Raw genomic sequence first — 1,498 nt, 5'->3', positions numbered from 1 at the left:
TCGGGTGAGGAGGACGCGGTGTTGGCGGTGGTGGAGGTGTTGGCGGCGCGGGGGTACAAGACCAGGCGGTTGACGGTGTCGCACGCGTTCCACTCGCCGCTGATGGAGCCGATGCTGGCCGAGTTCCGCCGCGTCGCCGAAACCCTGACCTACCACCCGCCCCGGGTGCGGCTGGTGTCCAATGTGACCGGTGCGGAGATCAGCGCCGAGCAGGTGTGCTCTGCCGAGTACTGGGTGCGGCACGTGCGCGACACGGTCCGCTTCCACGACGGGGTGCGCTGGCTGCACGAGCACGGGGTGCGCCGGTTCGTGGAGGTCGGCCCGGACGCCGTGCTCACCGCCATGGCCGAGGACTGCCTCGCCGGGATCGCCGACCAACGGGTGCTGCTGACCCCGACCTGCCGTCGGGATCGGCCCGAGGACACCGCCCTGCTGACCGCCGTCGGCCGGCTGCACGCCGCCGGAGCCACGGTGGACTGGACATCGCTGCGCGGCGCCGGCCACGACCGGATCGACCTGCCCACCTACGCCTTCCAGCGCCGCCGGTTCTGGCCCGACGTCCAGTTCACCGCCGGCGCGCCAGCTCCGCTCGCACCGGCGGAACCGTCCACAGCGGACGAGGCCGCCGTCGACGAGCCGGTGGCGGGCAACCGCTTCGCCGACCTGCCCGAGTCCGAGCGGGGGCGGGTCCTGCTGGAGTTGGTGCGGCGCGCCGCGGCCACCGTGCTCGGGCACGACTCGGCCGAGGAGATCGACCAGGAGCAGCCGTTCCAGGACCTCGGGTTCGACTCGATGACCGCCCTGGAGTTCCGCGACCTGCTCACCGAGGCCGCGGGCGTGCCGCTGCCGGCGACCCTGATCTTCGACCACCCCAGTCCGGTCGTGCTGGCCAGGCACCTCGGCGCGCTGGTCACCGGCGCGGACGAGGCGGTACCAGCCGACGCACCGGTGTCCACCTCGGACGAACCGATCGCCATCATCGGCATGGCCTGCCGCTACCCGGGCGGGGTGCGCTCACCCGAGGACCTGTGGCGCCTGGTGGACACCGGCACCGACGCCATCACCGGCTTCCCCGAGGACCGCGGCTGGGACATCGCCGGCTCCTACGACCCCGACCCGGACAAGGCCGGCAAGACCTACACCAGCCACGGCGGGTTCGTCATGGACGCCGCCGAGTTCGACAGCGCCTTCTTCGGCATCGGCCCGCGCGAGGCGCTGGCCATGGACCCGCAGCAGCGGCTGCTGCTGGAAACCTCGTGGGAGGCCCTGGAACGGGCCGGGATGGACCCGCAGGCGCTGCGCGGCAGCCAGACCGGGGTGTTCGCCGGGGTGGTGTCCAACGACTACGCCAGCCGCCTGCGCACCGTGCCCGACGAGCTGGCCGGCTACCTCGGCAACGGCAGCGCGGCCAGTGTGCTGTCCGGCCGGGTGGCCTACACCTTCGGTCTGGAGGGGCCGGCGGTCACCGTGGACACGGCGTGCTCGTCGTCGTTGGTGG

1 pseudogene is annotated in these 1,498 nt (G+C 73.0%); it reads left to right on the top strand.

The features are described 5' to 3' along the window. Positions 1-18: 18 nt before the first annotated feature. Positions 19-1,498, top strand: a pseudogene (locus LX83_RS37535) (beta-ketoacyl synthase N-terminal-like domain-containing protein); the annotation flags it as partial.

Origin of the sequence: Goodfellowiella coeruleoviolacea, from assembly GCF_024171785.1 — a bacterium.
In the GTDB taxonomy this organism is placed as follows: domain Bacteria; phylum Actinomycetota; class Actinomycetes; order Mycobacteriales; family Pseudonocardiaceae; genus Goodfellowiella; species Goodfellowiella coeruleoviolacea.
Note: the sequence above shows the minus strand (reverse complement) of the source record. Positions and strands in the feature narration are given on the sequence as shown.